The sequence below is a fragment of the Frankia sp. Allo2 genome (assembly GCF_000733325.1).
Taxonomy (GTDB): Bacteria; Actinomycetota; Actinomycetes; order Frankiales; family Frankiaceae; genus Frankia; species Frankia casuarinae.
The window spans coordinates 122706-145078 of record NZ_JPHT01000006.1 but is presented as its reverse complement, the minus strand read 5'-3'; the positions used below and the strand labels follow the sequence as shown (position 1 = coordinate 145078).

General features: G+C 71.6%; 19 protein-coding genes. 16 read left to right on the top strand and 3 right to left on the bottom strand.

Going from position 1 to position 22373, the window contains the following annotated elements:
* Nucleotides 1–2: 2 nt before the first annotated feature.
* Nucleotides 3–1031, bottom strand: coding sequence for a MoxR family ATPase (locus ALLO2_RS07055; protein ID WP_035730595.1), 1029 nt, complete (start codon nt 1029–1031; stop codon nt 3–5).
* Between the two features lie 460 nt (nt 1032–1491).
* Here ALLO2_RS07055 and mraZ point away from each other — a divergent pair, with 460 nt between their 5' ends.
* The 9 genes from mraZ to murG all read left to right on the top strand — a co-directional run bounded on the left by mraZ (nt 1492) and on the right by murG (nt 14283).
* Nucleotides 1492–1923 carry a division/cell wall cluster transcriptional repressor MraZ gene (gene mraZ / locus ALLO2_RS07050; protein WP_011435848.1) on the top strand — a complete coding sequence of 144 codons (432 nt, stop codon included), beginning with the start codon at nt 1492–1494 and terminating at the stop codon, nt 1921–1923.
* A 223-nt stretch (nt 1924–2146) separates the two neighbouring features.
* Nucleotides 2147–3133, top strand: coding sequence for a 16S rRNA (cytosine(1402)-N(4))-methyltransferase RsmH (gene rsmH, locus ALLO2_RS07045; RefSeq protein WP_035730593.1), 987 nt, complete (start codon nt 2147–2149; stop codon nt 3131–3133).
* Nucleotides 3134–3986: 853 nt separating this feature from the next.
* Nucleotides 3987–5909, top strand: a complete 1923-nt coding sequence (locus ALLO2_RS07035) for a peptidoglycan D,D-transpeptidase FtsI family protein (protein ID WP_369808130.1) — start codon at nt 3987–3989, stop codon at nt 5907–5909.
* Nucleotides 5910–5982: 73 nt separating this feature from the next.
* Complete coding sequence (locus ALLO2_RS07030; protein ID WP_084588371.1) at nt 5983–7617, top strand: UDP-N-acetylmuramoyl-L-alanyl-D-glutamate--2,6-diaminopimelate ligase; 1635 nt, start codon at nt 5983–5985, stop codon at nt 7615–7617.
* On the top strand, nt 7614–9017 hold the full coding sequence (gene murF, locus ALLO2_RS07025) for a UDP-N-acetylmuramoyl-tripeptide--D-alanyl-D-alanine ligase (RefSeq protein WP_035730589.1): 1404 nt from the start codon (nt 7614–7616) through the stop codon (nt 9015–9017). The genes ALLO2_RS07030 and murF overlap by 4 nt, the downstream gene beginning before the upstream one ends.
* Before the next feature lie 49 nt (nt 9018–9066).
* Nucleotides 9067–10134, top strand: coding sequence for a phospho-N-acetylmuramoyl-pentapeptide-transferase (gene mraY / locus ALLO2_RS07020; RefSeq protein WP_035730587.1), 1068 nt, complete (start codon nt 9067–9069; stop codon nt 10132–10134).
* A 4-nt stretch (nt 10135–10138) separates the two neighbouring features.
* A complete protein-coding gene (murD, locus tag ALLO2_RS07015; RefSeq protein ID WP_011435855.1) occupies nt 10139–11554 on the top strand; it encodes a UDP-N-acetylmuramoyl-L-alanine--D-glutamate ligase in 1416 nt (471 codons plus the stop codon).
* A gap of 2 nt (nt 11555–11556) precedes the next feature.
* Nucleotides 11557–13149 (top strand): putative lipid II flippase FtsW, encoded by a 1593-nt coding sequence (ftsW, locus tag ALLO2_RS07010; RefSeq protein WP_035730586.1) that lies wholly within the window; start codon nt 11557–11559, stop codon nt 13147–13149.
* 3 nt (nt 13150–13152) lie between these two features.
* Nucleotides 13153–14283, top strand: a complete 1131-nt coding sequence (murG, locus tag ALLO2_RS07005; protein ID WP_011435857.1) for an undecaprenyldiphospho-muramoylpentapeptide beta-N-acetylglucosaminyltransferase — start codon at nt 13153–13155, stop codon at nt 14281–14283.
* Between the two features lie 57 nt (nt 14284–14340).
* Here the strand turns inward: murG and ALLO2_RS07000 are convergent, their stop codons facing one another.
* Nucleotides 14341–14790 carry a nitroreductase family deazaflavin-dependent oxidoreductase gene (locus tag ALLO2_RS07000; protein ID WP_011435858.1) on the bottom strand — a complete coding sequence of 150 codons (450 nt, stop codon included), beginning with the start codon at nt 14788–14790 and terminating at the stop codon, nt 14341–14343.
* 333 nt (nt 14791–15123) lie between these two features.
* A complete protein-coding gene (murC, locus tag ALLO2_RS06995) occupies nt 15124–16632 on the bottom strand; it encodes a UDP-N-acetylmuramate--L-alanine ligase (RefSeq protein WP_035730583.1) in 1509 nt (502 codons plus the stop codon).
* A gap of 435 nt (nt 16633–17067) precedes the next feature.
* Between murC and ftsZ the strand changes: the two genes are divergently transcribed.
* From ftsZ to ALLO2_RS27770, 7 genes are all read left to right on the top strand, one after another.
* Nucleotides 17068–18558 (top strand): cell division protein FtsZ, encoded by a 1491-nt coding sequence (gene ftsZ / locus ALLO2_RS06990; RefSeq protein ID WP_011435860.1) that lies wholly within the window; start codon nt 17068–17070, stop codon nt 18556–18558.
* Nucleotides 18559–18581: 23 nt separating this feature from the next.
* Nucleotides 18582–19265, top strand: a complete 684-nt coding sequence (gene pgeF / locus ALLO2_RS06985; RefSeq protein ID WP_023840537.1) for a peptidoglycan editing factor PgeF — start codon at nt 18582–18584, stop codon at nt 19263–19265.
* 14 nt (nt 19266–19279) lie between these two features.
* Nucleotides 19280–20182, top strand: coding sequence for a YggS family pyridoxal phosphate enzyme (locus ALLO2_RS06980; RefSeq protein WP_232234944.1), 903 nt, complete (start codon nt 19280–19282; stop codon nt 20180–20182).
* 10 nt (nt 20183–20192) lie between these two features.
* Nucleotides 20193–20735, top strand: a complete 543-nt coding sequence (locus ALLO2_RS06975) for a cell division protein SepF (protein WP_023840535.1) — start codon at nt 20193–20195, stop codon at nt 20733–20735.
* 74 nt (nt 20736–20809) lie between these two features.
* Entirely contained in the window at nt 20810–21064 is a 255-nt protein-coding gene (locus ALLO2_RS06970; RefSeq protein WP_035730579.1) for a YggT family protein, read from the top strand.
* A 94-nt stretch (nt 21065–21158) separates the two neighbouring features.
* The gene (locus ALLO2_RS06965) at nt 21159–22109 is read left to right on the top strand and encodes a DivIVA domain-containing protein (RefSeq protein ID WP_011435865.1); all 951 of its coding nucleotides are present in this window, start codon (nt 21159–21161) and stop codon (nt 22107–22109) included.
* A gap of 133 nt (nt 22110–22242) precedes the next feature.
* The gene (locus ALLO2_RS27770) at nt 22243–22368 is read left to right on the top strand and encodes a hypothetical protein (protein ID WP_255361184.1); all 126 of its coding nucleotides are present in this window, start codon (nt 22243–22245) and stop codon (nt 22366–22368) included.
* The last annotated feature ends 5 nt before the right edge of the window (nt 22369–22373 follow it).

Here is a 22373-nt window from a genome sequence, read left to right as displayed (position 1 = left end):
CTCTAACGGCCGTGCCGGGTCGGGCGTGCCGTACCGGGGCGAAGGATCGGAATCCGGCGCAGGACGTCGGTCAGGATGCGGGCGGCGACCTCGATCGTCGGCTCCCCGGAGAGCATGATCTCGGGGTGCAGCAGTAGGCGGTGCGCCATGACCGGGACAGCCATCTCCTGAACGTCGTCGGGGAGGACGAAACCGCGCTGGTCCAGGGCCGCGCGGGCCCGGGCAGCACGGATGAGATGCAGCGCCGCCCGGGGGGACGCGCCGAGCGCGATCTCGGGATGCGTGCGGGTCCCGCCGACCAGGTCGACGATGTAGTGGCGCACCTCGGGCGAGACGTGCACCGTGCGGACGAGTGCGATCAGCTTGGCGATCTCGGCGGCGTCGGTGACCGGGGTGATGCCGGCCAGCGGGTTGGCGTTGCCGTGGCTGTCGAGCATCTCCAGCTCGGCCGCGGGGGAGGGGTAGCCCATCGAGATCCGGGCGGTGAAACGGTCGCGCTGGGCCTCCGGCAACGCCCGGGTGCCCTCCATCTCCACCGGGTTCTGGGTCGCGATCACCATGAAGGGTGACTCGAGCCGGTAGGTGACGCCGTCGACCGTGACCTGGTGTTCTTCCATGCATTCGAGGAGCGCCGACTGCGCCTTCGGCTCGGCGCGGTTGATCTCGTCGCCGACGACGATGTTGGCGAACACCGGGCCGGGACGGAACTCGAAGTCACGGGTGCCCTGGTTGTAGATGCTGACTCCGGTGACGTCGCCGGGGAGCAGGTCCGGAGTGAACTGGATGCGGCGCACCCGGGCATCGATGNACCGTGCGAGGGCCTTGGCGAGCATGGTCTTGCCGACCCCGGGGACGTCCTCGATCAGCAGATGACCCTCGGACAGCAGCACGACCAGGGCCGTCGTGATCGCCTCGGACTTGCCGTCGATGACCGTCTCGACGCTGGTCCGCACTCGATTGGTGACGTCGGCGAGATGGCCGATGTCGGTCACCGGGTCACGCCAGTGCAGAAGACCAGGGTCGGTCACCACGAGGTTGGCCCCCCTCCGGGTGTCGAGTGTCGGGATGCGTCGCGCGTCGGGATGCGCGGACCCGGCCCCGGTGGGACCTGTCCCCCCCCGAGTGTGACATCCACCGCGGGCGCGCAGGCCGTGGTGGTCGAGGAAACATGCCTCGAAGCGGAACCCGACAGGAGATTGAGGGGTAGGTGTCCGTAGCTGACCGGCCTCGCCGGGACGGCGAGTGAGACCAAATGTTCCTTCGCCCACCAGAGTCATTTGTACTGATTTTTTGCGATTTATACCACCTTCTTCTTAGGTATCGCGGGCGACCCCCGATAGAGGGGGTTCGGTGGGGTGGTGCGGGGTGTTGAGGGGGTGTCGGGTGGGGGGGAGTGGGGTAGAGTGGCGCGCAGTGGGGGACAGCAGCTTACGGGTGGCCGTCGCGGGGTGACCTGTCGCTGTCTTCCTCGCAGTGGCGAGGAGGTTGCCGGTGTTTCTCGGCAGCCACGCGCCGCGGCTCGACGACAAAGGGCGACTGACGCTGCCCGCGAAATTCCGCGACGAGTTGGAGGGGGGGCTTGTGATCACCAAGGGGCAGGAACGCTGCCTGTACGTCTTTCCGATGGCGGAGTTCACTCGGATCAGCGAGTCCCTCCGTACCGTTCCGGTTACCGCAAAGGCGTTGCGTGACTACAGTCGGGTGTTCTTCTCCTCGGCCGCGGACGACGTGCCGGACCGGCAGGGGCGGATCACGGTTCCGGCTCCGCTGCGGTCCTACGCGGGCTTGATGCGCGACTGCGTGGTCAATGGGGCCAACACCCGGATTGAGATCTGGGATGCCCAGCGGTGGCAGGCCTACCTGGAAAGCCAGGAGGAGAGCTTCGCCGAGCTGTCCGAGGAGGTCCTGCCCGGAGTGATCTGAGCTGCCTTGGGTTCATGGATCCGGGTGCTCCGCGGGCTCGCCACGCGCACCGTCCCCTCCGGCTGTCCCTTCCCCGGCGGCCGGCATCCGGGACGTACGCGAGGGCGGTCGGCCCCGGTCACCCGACCCGGGCCCGCCGCCCGGTGGCTTCCGCCGACGAAGCCCCCATGCCCGTCAGCACATCTGAAGACGAGGTCCACGAGCGGTCGAGGGAGGCTCAGCACTGAACGCCACACATACGCCTGTGCTGACCGACCGTGTACTGACTTTGTTGGCTCCCGCCCTGCGGGCATCCGGAGCGATCGTGGTGGACGCGACGGTGGGTCTCGGTGGGCATGCCGCGGCTGTGCTCACGGCCTTCCCGCACGTACGGCTGGTGGGGCTCGACCGCGACCCCGACGCCCTGGAGCGCAGCGGTGAGCGGCTGCACGGGCTCGCCCCCGGCCGGGTGGAGCTCGTCCACGCCGTCTACGACGAGGTGGCCGAGATCCTGGACCGGCTCGGTCATCCGGTGGTGCAGGGCATCCTGTTCGACCTCGGCGTGTCGTCGTTGCAGCTGGACACGGACGACCGTGGGTTCGCCTACTCCCGGGACGCGCCGCTGGACATGCGGATGGACCAGACACGGGGCAGGACGGCCGCCGACGTCCTCAACACCTACGATGCCGACGCGCTGACCCGCATCCTGCGGGAATACGGCGAGGAGCGCTTCGCCCGCCGCATCGCCGGTGCGATCGTCCAGGCCAGGGCCGTCACCCCGTTCGCCACCTCGGCGCGGCTCGCCGACCTGGTACGCGACGCCATCCCGGCGCCGGCCCGGCGGACCGGCGGCAATCCGGCAAAACGCACTTTCCAGGCGTTACGTATCGAGGTCAACGCCGAACTCGACGTGCTCGCCCGGGCGTTGCCCGCGGCCTTCGACGCGCTGGCCGTGTCCGGCCGGCTCGTCGTCCTGTCGTACCACTCGCTTGAGGACCGGCTGGTCAAGCGGCAACTGCGCGGCTACGCGGAGGCCTCGGTCCCGCCGGACCTGCCGGTGGTGCCCGAGGGCGCGGGCCCCAGGTTGCGCTGGTTGACCCGAGGTGCGGAACCGGCGAGCGAGACCGAGAAGGCCGAGAACCCGCGGGCGGCCTCCGTCCGCCTGCGTGCCGTCGAACGTACCGCGCCGAACCCGGACCACACCCGGAAACCGACCGGAGGTGCATCGTGACCGCTCCCGCGCAGCCGCTCGCCCGCGCCGGGCGTTCCGGTTCCGCCTCCGCCCGGACCGGCTCCGCCCGGACCGGCTCCGGGCAAGGGGGCCCTGGGCGGATGACAAGCGCCCCGACCCCCTCGACGGGGCGGCCCGCGGCCCGCTCGGCCGCCGCGACCGCTCCGGCCATCGGCCCGCAGCCGCGCCGGGCGTCGAGCCGGGCGCGGCTCGCGGTGGTCCGGCCTGCGCCGGACGGGGGCCGCAAGGGTCCCTTCGTCGTGTTGCTGCTGGTCCTGCTGGGCGCTGGTCTGCTCTGCCTGCTGCTGCTGAACCTGGCGTTGATGGAGAACTCGTTCCAGGCCAACACTCTGCGCAATCGGGCGTCCGCCCTGGCCGACGAGGAACAGGCGCTGTCGGTGCATGCCGACCAGCTCTCCGATCCGGCGTCGCTGGCCGCGCAGGCCTCCCGCTACGGCATGATCCCCGGCGGGATACCGGAATACCTTCCGCCGGGCGCTCCGCTGCCCGTTGGTTCCCGGACCCTGGCCCGGGAACCGGGCAGCGGATCCGTCATCATCGTCGTGCCCGCATCGCCCGGCCCGAGCCCGGCCGGCGGTCCCGGGAAGACCGGCGGTCCCGGGAAGAACGGTCAGCCAGCGGCCGGCGCGACGGCGGGTGGNGCCGGCGGAACCGCTCACGCCCACCTTCCCGCCACCGGGGCGAACGCTGCCGCGGCCGGTGGTGCCGCGATCGGGGCGGCGGGAAAGGCCGGAGCCGGGCAGTGAGCTCGACGCCCCCGGGCTCCCCTCAGCGCGGCCGCGGACGGCTACGCCTTGTTCCTCCACCGCCACCTTCAGTGTATGGCGGTCGGTTGCGGAGGGATGTCGACGACCCGGGTCGGGCGGTCGGCGACGGGCCCGGTGCGGACGAGTACGGCGACGAGGAGCACGACGGCCGGTATCCGGGCGGCCGGTATGTGGGCCGGCCAGGCTCGGTGCCCTGGCGTCCCGGTCGGGTCAGCCGGCCGCGGCACCCCCCGGCTCGTCGCGCCTACCGGCTGGGCAGCCCGCGTCGGCGGCTGCGGGTGTCCATCGTGCTCATGTGCGCGGTCCTCAGTGTCCTCGGGCTGCGCCTGACCCAGCTGCAGGGTTTCTCCGCCTCCACCTACGCGGCCCAGGCCGAGGCCCAGCGGCTGCGGACCATCGTGCTGCCCGCGGCGCGTGGCGCCATCACCGACCGGGCGGGCCACACGCTCGCGCAGTATGTCGAGCTGCGGGCCGTCTACGCGAACCCGACGAACGTCAGGGACATCGCGGGGACGGCCGCGAAGCTCGCGCCGGTCCTCGACGACAGCACCGAGGCGTTGCGCAGACGGCTTACCACCGACCCGGCCGAGCACATCAAGTTCGTCTACCTCGCCCGCGGGCTCACTCCGGACGTGGCGGAGAAGGTCAGCGCCCTGGGGCTGCGCGGTATCGGCATCACCGAGGAACGCGGACGCACCTACCCGTCCCGGGAACTGGCCGCGAACGTCATCGGGTTCATGCGGCACGGCGATGGTGACATCCTCGAGGGCGGCGGCGGGCTGGAGCTGGCGTATGACGAGGTGCTGCGCGGTACCGACGGCCTTCGCCGACTGGAGGCGAACCCGGCGGGCATCGAGATCCCCTCGGGCCAGAGCCGCGAGAAGGACCCGATCCCGGGTTCTTCGCTGCGCCTGACCCTCGAGCGGGACATCCAGTGGAACGCCCAGAACGCGATCGCCGACGCGGTCCGTACCTCCGAGGCCGACGGCGGCACGGCCGTCGTGATGGACCCCCGCACCGGGGACATCCTCGCGATGGCCGACGCGCCGCAGTTCGACCCGAACAACATCACCGCCCGGGACACCCCGGCGCTGGGCAATCGGTCCACGCGGGACGCCTACGAGCCCGGCAGCGTCAACAAAGTGATCACGATGGCCGCGGCGCTGGACCGCGGTCTGATCNCCTCCGAGACCCCGATGACCATCCCGCCGTTCATCACCCGGGGTGGGGTACGCATCGAGGACTCCGAGCCGCACGGCGTCGAACATCTCACCGCCGCCGGCGTCCTGGCCCGCTCCAGCAACATCGGCACCGTGGAGATCTCCGAGCGGGTCGGGCGGATCGGGCTGGAGCAGGCGCTGCGCTCGTTCGGGCTCGGTGCCCGCACGGGTCTGAACTTCCCCGGCGAGGGCGCCGGCCTGCTGCCGGCAGCCCGGGACTGGTCGGGCAGCCAGGCCGCCACCATTTCCTACGGGCAGGGCATGTCGGCGACGGCGCTCCAGATGGCCTCGGTGTACGCGACTATCGCGAACGGCGGTGTTCGCGTGACCCCGCGGCTTGTCGACGCCATCACCGGTCCGGACGGCGTCGTCAAGGTGACTCCCCAACCGCCTGGTCAGCGCGTCGTCAGCGCGCAGACCGCGGCCACGCTCACCCGGATGCTCGAGGCGGTGGCGACGAACGAGGGCACGGCGCCGCTTGCCGAGGTTCCCGGTTACCGGGTGGCCGGCAAGACGGGCACCGCCAAACGGCCCGACCCGGTGCACGGCGGTTACCAGGGCTACGTTCCCTCGTTCATCGGGTTCGCCCCGGCGGATGATCCGCGGGTGGTGGTGGAGATCGTCCTGGACAACCCGAAGAAGGGTTACTTCGGCGGTCAGGTCGCCGCGCCCGTGTTCCAACGTGTCATGTCCTTCGCGTTGACCACCCTCGGCGTGCCACAGCCGATCACCAGGCCCGCACCGCTCCTGCTCGACCTGGACAGATGATCGCGATCCGCGCCGGGACGTGGTGGGCGGGGAAGGTCGGCTGGACCACCGCCGTGCCCGGGCGCCCGTGGGGATGGCCGTGCCCGCCCCCACTAAGGTCGTGACCGTGACCTCTCCGGCACCTCGACCGGCTGCCCCGCCCGCGTGCAGCCTCGCCGATCTGCGCGCGGTGCTCGCGGCCGTGGCGCCCGTCCCGGAGCCGGCGGCGTTCGCGGGTGCGGGACATTCGCCGTCGGACACACATGCGGACACACATGCGGACACGGACACGGACGTGATCGTGCATGGCGTCACCCACGACTCGCATGCGGTCCGGCCGGGCGACCTCCACGCGGCACTGCCCGGTGCCCACACGCACGGTGCGGCCTTCGCGGCCGCCGCGGTGGCCGGCGGCGCCGTCGCCGTGCTCACCGACGCCGAGGGCGCCCGCCGGATCGCGGCCATGCCGCCCGGCCCCCCCGGGGAAGTCCCGGTGCTTGTCAGCGACGATCCACGGCGCGACCTCGCCCCGGTGGCGGCGAGGATCTACGGTGATCCCTCTGCGGCGCTGCGCCTGCTCGGCGTCACCGGCACCAACGGGAAGACGACCACGGCCTTCCTGCTCGACGCCGGGCTGCGCGCCGCCGGCCACACCACGGGCCTGATCGGCACGATCGAGACCCGGATCGCCGACGAACGGCTGGCCTCCGCCCGCACCACCCCGGAGGCGAGCGACCNGCAGGCCCTGCTCGCCACGATGGTCGAGCGTGGCGTGGGGGCCGCCACGATGGAGGTGTCCAGCCACGCGCTGGCCCTGCACCGGGCCGACGCCCTGCACTTCGCCGGGGCCGTGTTCACCAACCTCAGCCAGGACCATCTGGACTTCCACTCCTCCATGGAGGACTACTTCGCGGCGAAGGCGTCCCTGTTCGACCCGGCCCGGACCGCCGTCGCGGTGATCGGCGTGGCGGACCGGTGGGGCCGCCGGCTCGCCGAACGGCATCCCGGCGCGATCACGTTCGCCGTCGAGGGGCCGGCCGACTGGACGGCCCGGGACGTCTCCTACGGGCCGACCGGCACACTGCTGCGCGCCGAGGGTCCGGACGGGCTGCGGGTGGATCTGTCCGTGCCGCTGCCCGGCGCCTTTAACGTCGCCAACACGCTCGGCGCGCTGGCGCTGCTCGTCGCCATCGGGGTCCCCCCGGCCACGGCGGCGGCGGGGATCGGCTCCCTGCCCGGGGTGCCCGGCCGGATGGAGCGGGTCGACGCCGGCCAGCCGTTCCTGGCCCTGGTCGACTTCGCGCACACCCCGGACGCGGTCACGACGCTGCTCGAGACGGTTCGCCCGCTGGTGAAGGGCAGGGTCATCGTCGTGCTCGGCTGCGGTGGCGACCGCGACCGCGGCAAGCGCCCGCTGATGGGGGCCGCCGCGGCGACACTCGCCGACGTCGCGATCCTCACGAACGACAATCCGCGCTCGGAGGATCCGGCGGAGATCCTCGCCCAGATGCTCGCCGGGGTCACGGCGCTGTCGGCCTCGGCCACGGTCTTGGTCGAACCGGACCGCGCCGCGGCCATCGCGGCCGCCGTGGCCGAGGCCGGACCTCAGGACGCCGTCGTTGTCGCCGGCAAGGGTCATGAGTCGGGCCAGGAACAGGCGGGGGNGGNGACCCCCTTCGACGATCGGGTCGCCCTGCGCGCCGCGCTCTCCTCGGTGGAGAGGAGATGATCCCGCTGACCCTGGCCGAGGTCGCGTCGGCGACCGGCGGCCGGCTCGACGCGGTGCCCGACCCGGGCGTCACGGTGCGTTCGGTCGTCGTCGACTCCCGCGAGGTCCGCGACGGCGCCTTGTTCGTCGCCCTGGCTGGCAGCCGGGTCGACGGGCACGACTTCGCCGCCGCCGCCGTCGCCGCCGGCGCGTCCGCCGTGCTCGCCGCCCGGTCGGTGGGCGAGCCGGCCGTCATCGTTCCCGATCCGCCTTCGGCGCTCGCCGCGCTCGCCGCGTACGTCCGTGATCTGGCCGCCGCCACCGTGGTCGCCGTGACCGGGTCGGCGGGCAAGACGACGACCAAGGACCTGCTCGCCGACGTGCTGGGCGGGCTCGCCCCGACGGTGGCCGCGCCCNGCTCCTTCAACAACGAGATCGGACTGCCGCTGACGCTGCTGCGCACCGAGCCGGACACGGCGTTCGTCGTCCTGGAGATGGGTGCCCGCGGTCCGGGGCACATCGCCACCCTCTGCGCGGTAGCCCGCCCGGCTGTGGGGGTGGTCCTCAACGTCGGCAGTGCCCACCTGGGCGAGTACGCCGACGGCCGGCTGGGGATCGCCGCGGCTAAGGGCGAGCTTGCCGAGGCCGCGAGCGAGGCCGTCGTGCTCAACGCCGATGACCCGCTGGTCGCGGCGATGGCGGTTCGGACGACGGCCGAAGTGATCACTTTCGGGGAGGGTGGACGGGCCGACGTGCGGGCCGGTGCCGTCGATGTCGACCGGCTGGGCCGCGCCTCGTTCGACCTGCTGGCGCACGGCGAGCACCATCGGGTGACCCTCGGGCTCGTCGGCGCGCACCAGGTGCCGAACGCGTTGGCCGCGGCGGCCGTCGCGATCCGGCTGGGGCTGTCCCCGGACCGGGTCGCCGCGGCGCTGTCCGCCGCCCGCCCGCGCAGCCGGTGGCGGATGGAGGTGACCTCCNCCGCGGCCGGGGTGGTGGTCGTCAACGACGCCTACAACGCGAACCCGGAGTCGATGCGGGCGGCGCTGAAGGCGTTGGTGGACATGCGGGGGAAGGGCCGGGCGTTCGCGGTGCTCGGTCCGATGGGGGAACTCGGTGACGCCGCCGCCGCCGAGCACGACGTGCTCGGCCGGTTCGCGGTCCGCCTNGGGGTCGATCGACTGATCGNGGNGGGTCCGGCGGCCCGCCATATCCACCTGGGCGCCTCGCTGGAAGGCTCCTGGGACGGGGAGTCGGTGGAGGTGACCGACGCCGAGGAGGCGGTGGCCCTGGTGGCCGCGCAGGCCGGACCGGACGACGTGGTACTGGTNAAGGCCAGCCGGTCCTTCGGTCTGGAGCGCGTCGCCGAGGCGTTGGTGACCAGATTCGGCGTCCTCGGCGCCGGGATCGAGGGGACATGACGGCGGACGGCTGGCTTCACACACGCGGACCCGCGCGGGTGACGCACGCGTGAGAGGCGTTCTTATCGCGGCCATGGTCGCGTTGGTCGTGTCGTTGCTGGGCACACCCTGGGTGATCCGGCTCTTCCGCCGGCAGGGATATGGCCAGGAGATCCGCGAGGACGGGCCGTCCAGCCACCTGACCAAGCGGGGCACCCCCACGATGGGGGGCACTGTCATCATTGTCGCTGCCCTGGCCGGGTACTTCCTGGCCCACCTGGTGACCGGCATCGGGTTCACCGCGTCGGGTCTGCTTGTGCTGATGGTGATGACCGGGCTTGGCCTGGTCGGCTTTCTGGACGACTACATCAAGATCCGCAAGCAGCGCAGCCTCGGGCTCACCGCCCGGATGAAGTTCACCGGGCAGGCCGCGGTCGCGATCGTCTTCGGCCTGCTGGCCGTCCGGTTCAAGAACGACGCCGGGCTGCTCCCCGGCTCGACGTACATCTCGATCGTGCGGGACACGAGTCTCTCCGTCGGCATCATCGCCTTTCCCTTGCTGGCCTGGATCATCATCGCCGCGACCTCTAACGCGGTGAACCTCACCGACGGCCTCGACGGCCTCGCGGCCGGCACCTCGGCAATGGTGTTCGGCGCGTACGTCATCATCTCCTTCTGGCAGTTCGGCAACCTGTGCGAGCCGCACGCGGCCGAGGCGGGCTGTTACCTCGTGCGTGATCCCCTCGACGTCGCGCTGGTCGCGGCGGCGGCGATGGGGGCCTGTTTCGGGTTCCTGTGGTGGAACGCCAGCCCGGCGAAGATCTTCATGNGGGACACCGGGTCGCTCGCGCTGGGTGGTGCCTTCGCCAGTATCGCGATCGTCAGCCGGACCGAGCTGCTTCTCGTCGTCCTCGGCGGCCTGTTCGTCATCGAGACCCTGTCCGTGATGATCCAGGTCGCGTTCTTCAAGGCGACGAAGAAACGCGTGTTCAACATGGNGCCGATCCATCACCATTTCGAGCTCGCCGAATGGCCCGAGACGACGGTGATCATCAGATTCTGGATCGTCTCGGGACTCGCGGTGGCCTTCGGCCTGGGCCTGTTCTACGCGGAGTTCCTCTCCCACGGAGGTGGCTGACGCCATGACGGGCGACGGTCAGGGCCCGGGCGACGGTCAGGGCCCAGGCAACCTCACGACCTCGATCTCCTGGGCGGGCCTGCCCGTGCTGGTCGTCGGGATCGGGGTCTCCGGGCTCGCCGCGGCCCGGGCGCTGCTTGCCCGCGGTGCGCGGGTCCGGGTCGTCGACGCCGGCGACTCCCCACGTCACCAGGGTGCGGCCGCGACGCTGCGGGCGCTCGGGGCCGAGGTGAACCTCGGCGGCCTGCCGGCCGGCCCCGGGGACAGCGCCCTCGTCGTCACCTCGCCCGGCGTCCCGCCGACGGCCCCGCTGATCACCGGGGCGGCCGGCGCCGGGATCCCGGTCTGGGGGGAGGTGGAGCTCGCCTGGCGGTGGCGGGGTGGGAGCCGGTGGCTCGCCGTCACGGGAACGAACGGCAAGACGACGACCACCGAGATGCTCGGCGCGATGCTCGCCGCCGGTGGCCGGCGATCCACCACCGCCGGGAACATCGGGACCCCGATCGTGGACGCGGTTGCCGCCGAGCCGCCCTACGAGACCCTCGCGGTGGAACTGTCCAGCTTCCAGCTCCATTACACCCACACCATGGCCCCCCTCGCCGCGGCCGTGCTCAACGTCGCCCCCGACCATCTCGACTGGCACGGGGGCGCGGCGGCCTATGCGGCAGCGAAGGCGGGGATCTGGCGTCGTCCCGGGACGACCGCGATCGGCAACGCCGACGACGCAACCAGCGCGGACCTGCTCGCCGCCGCTCCGGGGCGGCGGGTCCTGTTCGGTCTCGACCCGGCGGCCCGGCCGCGGCCCGGCCTGACCGTCGTCGACGGCCACCTCGTCGACGACGCCTTCGGTGGCGGGCGGCTGGTCGCCGTCCGTGACCTCGTGCTGACAAGTCCGCACATGATCTCCAATGCGCTGGCCGCCGCCGCGCTTGCCCGCGCCGAGGGCGTTGGCCCGGCCGCGATCGGCGCGGCGCTCGTCGCTTTCCGGCCCGGCGCCCACCGCAACGCCGAGGTGGCCGTCATCGACGGGGTCCGCTGGGTGGATGACAGCAAGGCGACGAACCCACACGCCGCCGCCGCGTCGCTGGCCGGCTACCCCTCGGTGGTGTGGATCGCGGGCGGCCTCAACAAGGGCCTCGCCTTCGACGATCTCGTCCGCGACGCGCGCCGGGTGCTGCGCGCCGCGGTCCTCATCGGGCGCTGCGCCGATGAGATCGCCGCCGCTCTCGCCCGACACGCCCCCGATGTCCCCGTGGAACGGGCTGACGGCATGGACGATGCGGTGAAGGCTGCGGCGGCGTTCGCGACCACCGGTGACACTGTGCTCTTGGCGCCGGCCGCGGCCTCGATGGACATGTTCCGGGACTACGCGGCGCGCGGAGATCTGTTCGCGGCGGCGGTCCGCGCACGAGAGGGGTAACCGTGGCGGGGTCGGGAGCGTCGTCGCCGCCGTCCACCGGGACGTCGGCGCGGCCCGCGCGGGCGGCGCGAGGGCCCAAAGCCGTGCGAACCGGCTCCGCGGCCGAGCCCGACTCCGCCGGCGGGGGAACCGGCGCGGCGGACGGGGCCGAAGCACGGCTGCCGCTGCTCGACCGGCCGTTGGCGTCCTACTACCTGCTGCTGTCCTCGGCCGCTCTGCTGCTGGTGCTCGGACTGGTCATGGTCCTGTCGGCGTCGAGCGTGCGCTCCTACGCCGACTTCGGCTCCTCCTACACGCTGTTCATCCGGCAGGTGATCTGGGTCGCGATCGGTCTGCCGGTGGTCGCCGTCGCCTCCCGGCTGCCTGTGCGGGTCTTCCGCGCCTTTGCCTACCCGTTGTTGCTCGGGACCGTGCTGATGCTGATGGCGGTGCTCATCCCGGGTATCGGCAGCGTGCGTGGTGGCGCCCGCCAGTGGATCGTCGTCGGGCCGATCACGATCCAGCCCAGCGAGTTGGCGAAGATCGCCCTTGCGCTGTGGTGTTCGGATCTGCTTGTCCGCAAACGGCGGCTGCTGTCCGACCCCAAACACCTGCTCGTTCCGCTGGTCCCGGTGTTCCTGTTCATCGACCTGCTGCTGCTGCTGGAACCGGATCTCGGCGGGGCGATCTGCGTGACCGTCGTGCCGTTGACCGTGCTGTGGGTGATCGGTACCCCGATGCGCCTCTACACCGGGATCCTGGGATCGATGGTCGCGGCGGCGTCGGTCCTCGCCGTGGTCGAGCCCTACCGCGTCCGGCGCCTGCTGTCGTTCACCGATCCGTTCGCCGACGCGCACGGCGACGGCTTCCAGGCCGTGCAGGGCATCTATGCCCTGTCGACCGGCGGCTGGTGGGGGGAGGGCCTTGGCGCATCCCGGGAGAAGTGGCCGCAGTTACTGCCCGCGGTGCACACCGACTTCATCCTCGCGATCATCGGCGAGGAACTCGGGCTGGTCGGCAGCCTGGTGGTGGTGGGCCTGTTCGGCGTGCTGGGATACGCGGGCCTGCGGATTGCGCACCGTTGTGACGAGCTGTTCGTCCGGCTCGCCGCAGCGGGGGTCACCGCCTGGATCCTCGTCCAGGCGGTGGTCAACATAGGTGCCGTCGTGGGTCTGTTGCCGATTACCGGCGTCACCCTTCCGCTGGTGTCGTTCGGTGGCTCCGCGTTGCTGCCGACCCTCGCGGCCCTCGGCATGCTGCTCTCCTTCGCCCGGTCCGAGCCGGCCGCGGCCGAATTCTTGTCCCGACGGGCCGAGGAACGCCACGCCGCGCGTCTCGCCGCGTCCGGCCGGCGCCGCCAGCGCTGGCGCCGCGGCCGGGAGCGGCGCGCCGATGCCACCGGGGNGATACCGCGGGAGGAGAGGCGGCCGCCCGGCCGCCGGGGCCACCGACCGGACCTCGGCCTCGTACCGGTCGACGACGCGCGGTCGGGTCCGGTGGGTCCGGTGCCGGAGTCCGGGTCGGGGCGTTCGTCGGGGCGCATATCATCCCGTGTGCGGGCCCGGGTGACCGGGGCCGGGCTGCCCGGGAGACGGCGTGATGTGTCATCGTCTTGACCGATGTTGCGAAGCGTAGTGCTCGCCGGCGGCGGGACAGCCGGCCACGTGGAACCCGCACTCGCCGTCGCGGACGCGCTGCGGGCGACCGACTCCCGGGTACGGCTGACCCTGCTCGGCACCGCGACCGGTCTGGAGGCGCGCCTGGTGCCCGCCCGGGGCCATGAGTTGGCGACGGTGCCGAAGGTCCCGATGCCGCGCCGCCCCACCCCGGCCGTGTTCAAGCTGCCCGCCCGGTTCCTCGACGCGATCTGTCAGGCGGGGGAGACCCTCGACCTGGTTCGGGCGGACGTGGTCGTGGGGTTCGGTGGATACGTGTCCGCGCCCGCGTACCTCGCCGCCCGGCGCCGCGGCATCCCGATCGTGGTGCACGAGGCGAACCCGCTGCCGGGACTGGCCAACCGGCTCGGCGCCCGGCTCACCCCGTTCGTCGCCACGTCCTACCCGAGCACGCCCCTGCGCGGCGCGACGCTCACCGGGATCCCGCTGCGGGGGGAGATCCTCACCCTCGACCGTTCCCCGGCCGCGATGCGGGCCGCCCGGGCGCGCTACGGGCTCGACCCGCACCGGCCGACCCTGCTCGTCTTCGGCGGTTCGCAGGGCGCCCGCTCGCTCAACCAGGTGATGACGGCGGCGGCGCATCCCCTTGCCGCCGCCGGGATCCAGGTGCTGCACGCGACCGGACCGAAGAACTTCGACGAGGTCGCCGCGGCGCTGCCCCTCGACCTGCCCACGCCATACGAGCTGCGGCCGTACCTCGACCACATCCCCTCGGCCTACGCCGCGGCCGACATGACCCTGTGCCGGTCGGGCGCGATGACATGCGCGGAACTCGCCGCGGCGGGGCTCCCGGCGGTGTACGTCCCCCTGCCGCACGGCAACGGTGAGCAGCGCCGCAACGCGCTGCCGACGGTGGAGGCCGGCGGTGGTCTCCTCGTCGACGACGCCGAGCTCAGCGCGTCCTGGCTGCTCGAGAACGCGCTGCCGGTGCTCATCTCCGCCGAACGGCTGGCGAAGATGTCGGCCGCCTGCGCCGGCAGCGGCCATCCCCAGGCCGCCGCCGCGATCGTCGCCATGATCCGGGACGCCGCCGCCACCCGGCGGCGATCCCGCCCGCGGCACGCGGCTCCCTGACCGCTCCGCCGTCCCCGGCCGCTGGACAGCCAGGGGGTGTCCAACGCTGGCCGGTTATCACAGCGTGACCAGCACGACCACCGGGATCTCCCGTTCCACCTGCTCCTGGTGGCCGCGGATCCCCGGCATCGTCTCGACCAGTGCCTCGTAGAGCCGCTGCCGCTCGTCCCCGGTGGCGGTCAACGCCTCGGCCTCGAACCGGTCGGTGCCGAGCTCCACCACGACCTTCGGCTCGGCCGTCAGGTTCTGGTACCAGTCCGGATGCCGTGGGGCGGCCATGTTGGACGCGAAGACGACGATGCGGCCGGGACCGCCGTCCATGACGTACCCCAGCGGGGTGGTGTGCTCCTTCCCGCTGCGCCGCCCGGTCGTCGTCACGAGCACCAGCCTGGAACCGGGCAGCGTCTTCTCCAACACGCCGCCAGTCGCCCGGTACTCGGCGATCACGGTCTGATTGACCGCCCTGACGTCGAAGCCAGGTCTGCGCGGGTCCTGCGTGTCGGCCATCGTCTCGATCCTCACCTGTCGCNGCCGGCCATGCCGGCGGGGGCGTGTTGCGGCAGTCAACCATCGACGCCGGGCAACAGCCGGCAGGATCATCGCCCGGGACGTCGCGTCGGCGTTACGGGTCCGCGGCGCGGTGCCGCTTTCACGCCGGGGAGGAGGCGCCGTCTCACGGGCATCGGATGGCACTTCTTTGTACGAGAGAATTGAAGCCCTTNTTNTTTTCGACGGTNCCCCNCCGCGGTNCCTCACCGCCGTTCGGACGGCCGTGGGGGAGTACCCGTCGCGGCGAGGTAAGGCGGCATGAGAGCGCCATTGGACGCTCACATGCAACGGTCAACCGGCCGCCGAGAAGCCCAGGGCGGCCAGCAGCCGGGGACCGACCGTGGTGATCGTTCCCGCTCCGAGCGTGAGCAGCAGGATCCCCCGCGACGCCTCGTCGCTCAGGGTGACGCGGACGTCCGTGGCGAGTCGTTCGACGAGTTCGGGCCAGGACACGTAGTATGTTGCCGCCGGCTCGCTCACCCGCTTGACCAGGTCGACGGCATGCAGACCGAGGTCGTCGGTCTCGCGGGCGGCATAGATGTCGGTGACGTACACCCGGTCGGCGTCGCTGAACGCGGCCGCGAAGTCGTCCAGTAGCGCGGCGAACCGACTGAACGTATGTGGCTGGAGTACCGTCCAGATCTGCCGTCCCCGAGCCCGTGAACGGGCCGCGGCGAGCGTCAGACGGACCTCCGTCGGATGATGCGCGTAGTCGTCGATCACCTCCAGGCTGCCCGGACCTCCGGCGGGTCCGACGCCGGTGCTGTCGGCGGGGCCGTTCCAGAAGCCCACGAACTCGAACCGTCGGGCCGCGCCGGNGAAGGNCGTCAGGGNGGNGAGGGNCTGGGCGGGAGCGACTCCCAGCTCGGTGGCGGTGGCGAGGACCGCGAGCGCGTTCAGCACCGAGTGCCGGCCGGGTACCGTCAGGGTCAGCGCGCCGATCTCCTGACCGGCCCGCAGGACGGTCGCCCTGGTCATGTCGTCCCCCGCGGTGGTGACGACGTCGACGGCGCGCCAGTGGCGTTCGGCACCGAAGCCGTAGTCGATCACCGCGACGTCATTCACCGCGACGTCATTGCCGGGCCGCTGGCGACCCAGCTCGGTGAGGACGGCGACCACCCCGGGATGATCTCCGCAGACGACCAGTCGTCCACCCGGCCGGACCCGTCGGGCGAACGCGGCGAAGGCCGTCCGGACCGATGCCTCGTCGGGGAAGACGTCAGGGTGCTCCCACTCGACGTTGGTGATGACGGCGATGCTCGGGTCGAGGCCCGCGAAGGCGCCGCCGTACTCGTCGGACTCCAGGACGAAGACGTCGCCGGAGCCGGCCAGCGCGTTCCCTCCCAGCTGTGACACCTCCGCGCCGATGACCGCCGTGGGATCCAGCCCGGCGGCGCGCAGGACCAGGGTGAGCATCGCCGAGGTGGTCGACTTGCCGTGCGAACCGGCGACGGCGACCAGCCGGTAGCCGGCGGTGAGCTCCGGTAGCCATTCCGAACGGCGGCGCACGGGCAGACCGAGCGCGCGGGCGGCGACGATCTCCGGATGGTCGTCGGGCAGCGCACTGGACGCGACCACGACATCCGCACCGGCGAGCTCGGCGGCGAAGGCGGCCGGACCGGGCGTGGCCCCGATCCGGATCGGTACCCCCCGTGCGCGTAGGGTCGCCACCCGGGGCGAGTCTTCGGAGTCACTGCCGCTCACCGTCCCGCCGCCCGCGAGATGGATCTGGGCCAGCGGAGACAGGCCGCTGCCTCCGATGCCGAGGAAATGGACGTGCTGGGTGCGCTGACCGGTCACGGGAGGCAGTACACCATCATCGGCCCCGGTGGTGGTGAGGTCTCTTGATCCGTGGCACGGCCAGGCGTCGGGATCCGTACATTGATCGGGGTCCGTACATTGAGACGAAGCCCCCGTCGGCTGCGCCGGGAAGGTCGCCGGAGGCGAGTCACGGTTACCACAGACTCCTTCCGGGGCGGGGGTCCCCGCATTGTGGCGAAGCCACCATGCGGGGAAAGTCGTGACGCGCCGACAGCGTCCTTGACCACCGCCGAAGCCGTGCCTACTGTCCGATCCACAGTCGGAAGTTGACATAACTGTAACCGTCTAGCTGACGGTGAAGGTTGAGACTTCGACTGCTTTCCTCGCTCGCCGCGCGGCTCCGCCTTCCCGCGGCGGCGCAGGGGCGGGGTAACCCCCGTCCGACCACCGACGCCGCTGGAGGACCGACACCGCATGGCTGCCCCACAGAACTATCTCGCGGTCATCAAGGTCGTCGGGATCGGTGGTGGTGGCGTCAACGCCGTCAACCGGATGATCGAAGTCGGTCTCAAGGGCGTCGAGTTCATCGCCATCAACACCGATGCCCAGGCCCTGCTCATGAGCGACGCCGACGTGAAACTCGATGTCGGCCGTGAGCTCACCCGAGGCCTCGGCGCCGGAGCCGACCCCGAGGTCGGCCGCCAGGCTGCCGAGGATCACCGGGAGGAGATCGAGGAGGTCCTCAAGGGGGCCGACATGGTCTTCGTCACCGCGGGTGAGGGTGGTGGCACGGGTACCGGCGGTGCGCCGGTCGTCGCGAACGTCGCCCGCTCCCTCGGAGCACTCACCATCGGTGTGGTCACCCGGCCGTTCACCTTCGAGGGTCGGCGCCGGGCCACTCAGGCCGACACCGGTATCGACACTTTGCGTAATGAGGTCGACACCCTCATCGTCATCCCGAACGACCGTCTGCTGGCGATGACGGACCGGGACATCAGCGTTCTCGACGCCTTCCGCAGCGCCGACCAGGTGTTGCTCTCCGGTGTCCAGGGCATCACTGACCTGATCACCACGCCCGGCCTGATCAACCTGGACTTCGCCGACGTCAAGACGGTCATGTCCCATGCCGGCAGCGCCCTGATGGGCATCGGACGGGCCCGCGGCGACGACCGGGCCACCGTCGCCGCCGAACAGGCCATCGCGTCCCCCCTGCTCGAGGCGAGCATGGACGGGGCTCAGGGGGTGCTGCTCAACATCTCGGGTGGGTCGGACCTCGGCCTGTTCGAGATCAACGCGGCCGCCGAGCTGGTCGCCGACGCGGCCCACCCGGAAGCGAACATCATCTTCGGTGCGGTCATCGACGACGCACTCGGGGACGAGGTGCGGGTGACGGTCATCGCCGCCGGCTTCGACACCGTCCAGGACCGGCGGACCCGCACCCTCAACGCGGCGGGGCAGCGGCGCCCGCCGGGGCCGGCCGGCGGGTCGGCTGCCGGGCCGCCGACGGTGGCCGCCCCGGCCACCTCGCCCGCGACAACGATCCTGCCGCCGCTGCCGACGATCTCCACAGTCCCGTCTCGGACGCCGCCCGCCGCCCCCGCCACCCCCGCCGCGCCCCCGCCCGTCGCGCCGGTCCCGCCGCCCACACCGAGCTACCTGCAGGCACCCCCGCCGCCGATCGCGCCGTCGAACGTCGGTCATTACCACCCGGAACCGCTGCCGGGGGCGCCGGCCTCGAACGAACCCGCTGCGGCCGCCACGGCCGAATCGACCGTGATCCCGACGATCGAGTCTCGCCTCGCCCCGCCGAACCGTGAACCGGTGGAGCCGCCGGTCGATCAGGCCTATGGTCAGCACCGCCCGGAGCCGCCGCGCACTGCTCCCCGGCCGACCTACCCGCCTCGCCGGCCGGTGCGGCCGGTGGCCGACGACGACGAGTTGGACGTGCCGGACTTCCTCAAGTAGCCGGTGCCAGGCAGACTTCCGGCATGCCGGTTCTCGTCACCTCGCGCTCGGGCGGGGTCAGCGACCCGCCGTTCGAGGGACTCAATCTGGGCGACCACGTCGGGGATGCCGACGAGGCCGTCGCCGTCAACCGACGCCGGCTCGTCGACCGGCTGCGGATGCCGGTCCAGTACATGCGGCAGGTGCATGGGAGGCAGGTCGCCGTGTTGCGTCGGCACGGGCCGCCTCCACAGGCGGACGCGCTGGTGACCGATGTCCCCGGCCTCGTGCTCGCCGTGATGGTTGCCGACTGCGCACCGGTGCTGTTCGAGGCCCCCGCGGTGGTGGGAGTGGCGCACGCCGGCCGGGTTGGGATGGCCAGTGGCGTGATACACGCCACTCTTGGGGTCCTCGAGCGGCTCGGCGCCGCCCGGGACGAGCTCCGTGTCACCATCGGTCCATGTATCTGTGCCGGCTGTTACGAGGTGCCGGAGGATCTTCGTTGCGAGGTGGATACCCAGGTGCCGGGGAGTGCGGCCACCACCCGCGTCGGCACCGCGGCGATCGACCTGCGTGCCGGTATCCGTCGTCAACTCGCCGCCGCCGGTGTGACCGATATAATAATTTCTGCTCGATGCACCGCCGAGGATCCGGAGCTCTACTCCTACCGTCGAGAGGGTCGGACGGGACGCTTCGCCGGTCTGGCCTGGCTCGGGCCGACGCCATGATCCACCGGCCCGAGATGCCCGCGAGGCATGGCGCATCCGGCTCGGGGGAGTCCGACGGACCGTTCGACCCGGACCGGCCTGCCCCGGACCGGCCCGCCCCGATCGAGCTCGATCCGGCGCGCCTGGACCGGTTGACGCAGCGGCTGGCCGAGGTCCGGGCTCGGATCGNGGGGGCGGCCNGGGCCGCGGGCCGTGATCCGGACCACCTCACCCTCATTGCGGTCAGTAAAACCTACCCACCCCAGGATGTTGTGATGATGCACACGCTCGGGGTGCGGCACTTCGCCGAGAACCGGGAGCAGGAGGCCGGGCCGAAGGTGAGTCTCGTCACCCGGCTGATCGGCGGGGAACGGAGCGTCCCGGCCAAGGGAACCGGTGACGGCCTGTCCTCCGGTGCCACCGGTTCCGACGATCCGATCTGGCATTTCGTGGGACAACTGCAGCGCAACAAGGCCAGATCCGTTCTTCGTTGGGCGGATTGGGTGCAGTCGGTGGATCGGGTGAGCCTGGTGCCAGTGCTCTCCCGGCTGGCAATGGAACGCGGCCGCCCGCTGTCGATCTGTCTCCAGGTCTCGTTGGACCTCCCTGGTGCTTCCGATGGGAAGATCGGCGCGTCGATCGCCGGCTCGAGGCGCGGAGGGATCGATCCGGCCGGCCTTTCCGCCCTGGCCGATCTTGTCGAGGAGGCGCCGGGACTGGCCCTGCGAGGCGTGATGGCTGTCGCCCCCCGGAGGGGGCAGCCACGACCTGCGTTCGCGCGACTGCGTGAGGTGGCGGAACGCCTGAAGGTGGGGCATCCCCAGGCCACCGTCATCAGTGCCGGCATGTCGGGAGATCTTGAGGACGCTGTGGCCGAAGGCGCGACACACCTTCGGATCGGCACCGCTTTGTTCGGTGAACGGCCTGGTGTCCCTTAGAGTCGCGCCCATGGGGCTCGGGCGCAGGGCGATGGTCTACCTCGGTCTGGCCGAGGAGGATGAGGACTATCTCGACGACGACTATGACGACGGTCGTGCGGTCGGTCGTGACGACCGGCGTGCTATGCACGAACCGGTTCCGATGGACCGTACGGTCCGTCGGATAGACGCACGTGAGGAGCCGGTCGCCATGCCGCGACGTCCACCGGTCGAACCGCTGCGTCCCGCCGGTCCCGTGCCGATGCGCAGGGTGGCCGCGGTGGAGGAGTCGCACCCCTACCGGATCACCACGCTTCAGCCACGCAGCTACAATGAGGCGCGCCAGATCGGCGAGGAGTTCAGGGACGGGACGCCCGTTATCATGAACCTCACCGACATGGACGATGCCGACGCCAAGCGGCTGGTCGACTTCGCCGCAGGTCTGATCTTCGGGCTGCGGGGCGACCTCGAGAAGGTGACAAACAAGGTCTTCCTGCTCTCGCCGCACAACGTCGAGGTCACCGAGACGGACAAGCGACGCATCCGCGAGGGTGGGTTCTACAACCAGTCATAGTCAGGGGGCGTTCGCGTCCCCCCCGTTTCTCAGGAGAGAGCACCATCAGCACAGTAGGAAGCTTGATCTTTTGGGTGCTGACGGTCTATCTGTTGCTCCTGATAGCACGATGGATCATCGATCTGGTTCTTGCCCTCAGCCGATCGTTCCGCCCGACCGGCCCGCTGGTACTGGTCTTCGAGATCGTGTACACGGTAACTGACCCTCCGTTACGATTCATCCGGCGATTTCTTCCGCCGTTGCGGGTGGGTAGCGTTGCGCTTGACCTCGGGTTCCTGCTGCTCTTCCTAGTGGTCATCGTGCTTCGAAGCTATGCGCAGAGGCTGTGACGGGGTTGTTGTGCACACCGCGAGCGCGGGCGCGGCAGACTGCCCGCAGACCGCCCTCTCTTCGGGGAGCGGCGATGCCGCACGAGGAGGCGACGTGGCTCTGACACCACAGGACGTTCAGAACAAGGTCTTCAGTCCGACGAGGTTTCGCACGGGCTACAACGAGGATGAGGTCGACACCTTCCTCGACGAGGTCGAGGCCGAGCTGACGCGGCTGCTGGACGAGAACAGCGACCTGCGCCGGCAGCTCGACGAGGCCCGGCGTTCCGGCGGTGGTGGTCCGGGCGTGCCCGCGCAGATCCTCGAGGAGAACCAGGGCCTGCGCCGCCAGCTCGACGAGGCGCGTCGCCAGATCGCCCAGGCGCAGGCCCAGGCCGCCCAGGCTGCCCGGGAGCGGGGCCAGCAGCCGCAGCCCCCCGCGCCGCAGCAGGGTGGCGCCCCCACCACGGTGATCTCGGCGGTGGGTACCTCCGGACCGCCCGCCCGGGCCGGCGGCAACCCGCAGGTGGAGGCCGACATCGAGCAGCGGGTCGCCCGTACCCTCGTGCTGGCCCAGCGCACGGCGGACGAGGCGCTGCGCGAGGCGCGCGCGGAGTCCGAACGCGCCCGCCGCGAGGCGAGGGCGGACGCGGACCGCATCATCGGTGAGGCCCGGGCGCACGTGGCCGAGCAGCTCGGCGGCTTGGAGGACGACAAGCGTCGTCTCGAGGGCCAGGTCGAGCAGCTTCGGGCGTTCGAGCGGGAGTACCGCACCCGGCTGCGGGCCTACCTGGAGATGCAGCTGCGGGACCTGGACGGCATGCCGACCCAGCCGGCCGTCGGTGCCGGCGGGCCTCCGCGGCCGGGCCTCAACCCGGGNGGNGGACCCACACCGCCCGCGGTGGGCATGGGGCCCAGTGGCGCTGCGCAGAGCCCCGCCCACCAGCCGACCTTCCCGCCCGGTCCGCCCCTGCCCGCCGGCGCCGCCATGGCCCGCGACAACGGTCACGGCCGGCCGGACATGGACGCCACCCGGCGGGACGCCCCGGGAATGCAGGAGTTCTGATCATCCACCGCGCGGCCCTCGGCGGGTCCGGCGTGGCCCTCGGCACCGGCGCGGACGGCCGGTCTCGTGATGGGGTGATCGAGAGATGCTGACGCTTTGTGGAGCGGTTCTTGCTCTGTGTACGGTTCTTGCGGTGGTCGGCATCCTCGCCGGCAGCGGTTTCGTCTATGCGTCCCTGATCTTGACGCTGGCCGCCGCGGCGCTGCTCCCGGCGGGAGCAGTACGCCGGGCCTCTCGCTGGCCCCGGGCCTCTCGCTGACCCCG

Bases quoted from the DNA above. Each gene is read 5' to 3' on its own strand.
- murD (WP_011435855.1), top strand. From the start codon at position 10,139: ATGACGGGCGACGGTCAGGGCCCGGGCGACGGTCAGGGCCCAGGCAAC.
- murG (WP_011435857.1), top strand. From the start codon at position 13,153: ATGTTGCGAAGCGTAGTGCTCGCCGGCGGCGGGACAGCCGGCCACGTG.
- ALLO2_RS07000 (WP_011435858.1), bottom strand. From the start codon at position 14,790: ATGGCCGACACGCAGGACCCGCGCAGACCTGGCTTCGACGTCAGGGCG.
- ftsZ (WP_011435860.1), top strand. From the start codon at position 17,068: ATGGCTGCCCCACAGAACTATCTCGCGGTCATCAAGGTCGTCGGGATC.
- pgeF (WP_023840537.1), top strand. From the start codon at position 18,582: ATGCCGGTTCTCGTCACCTCGCGCTCGGGCGGGGTCAGCGACCCGCCG.
- ALLO2_RS06975 (WP_023840535.1), top strand. From the start codon at position 20,193: ATGGGGCTCGGGCGCAGGGCGATGGTCTACCTCGGTCTGGCCGAGGAG.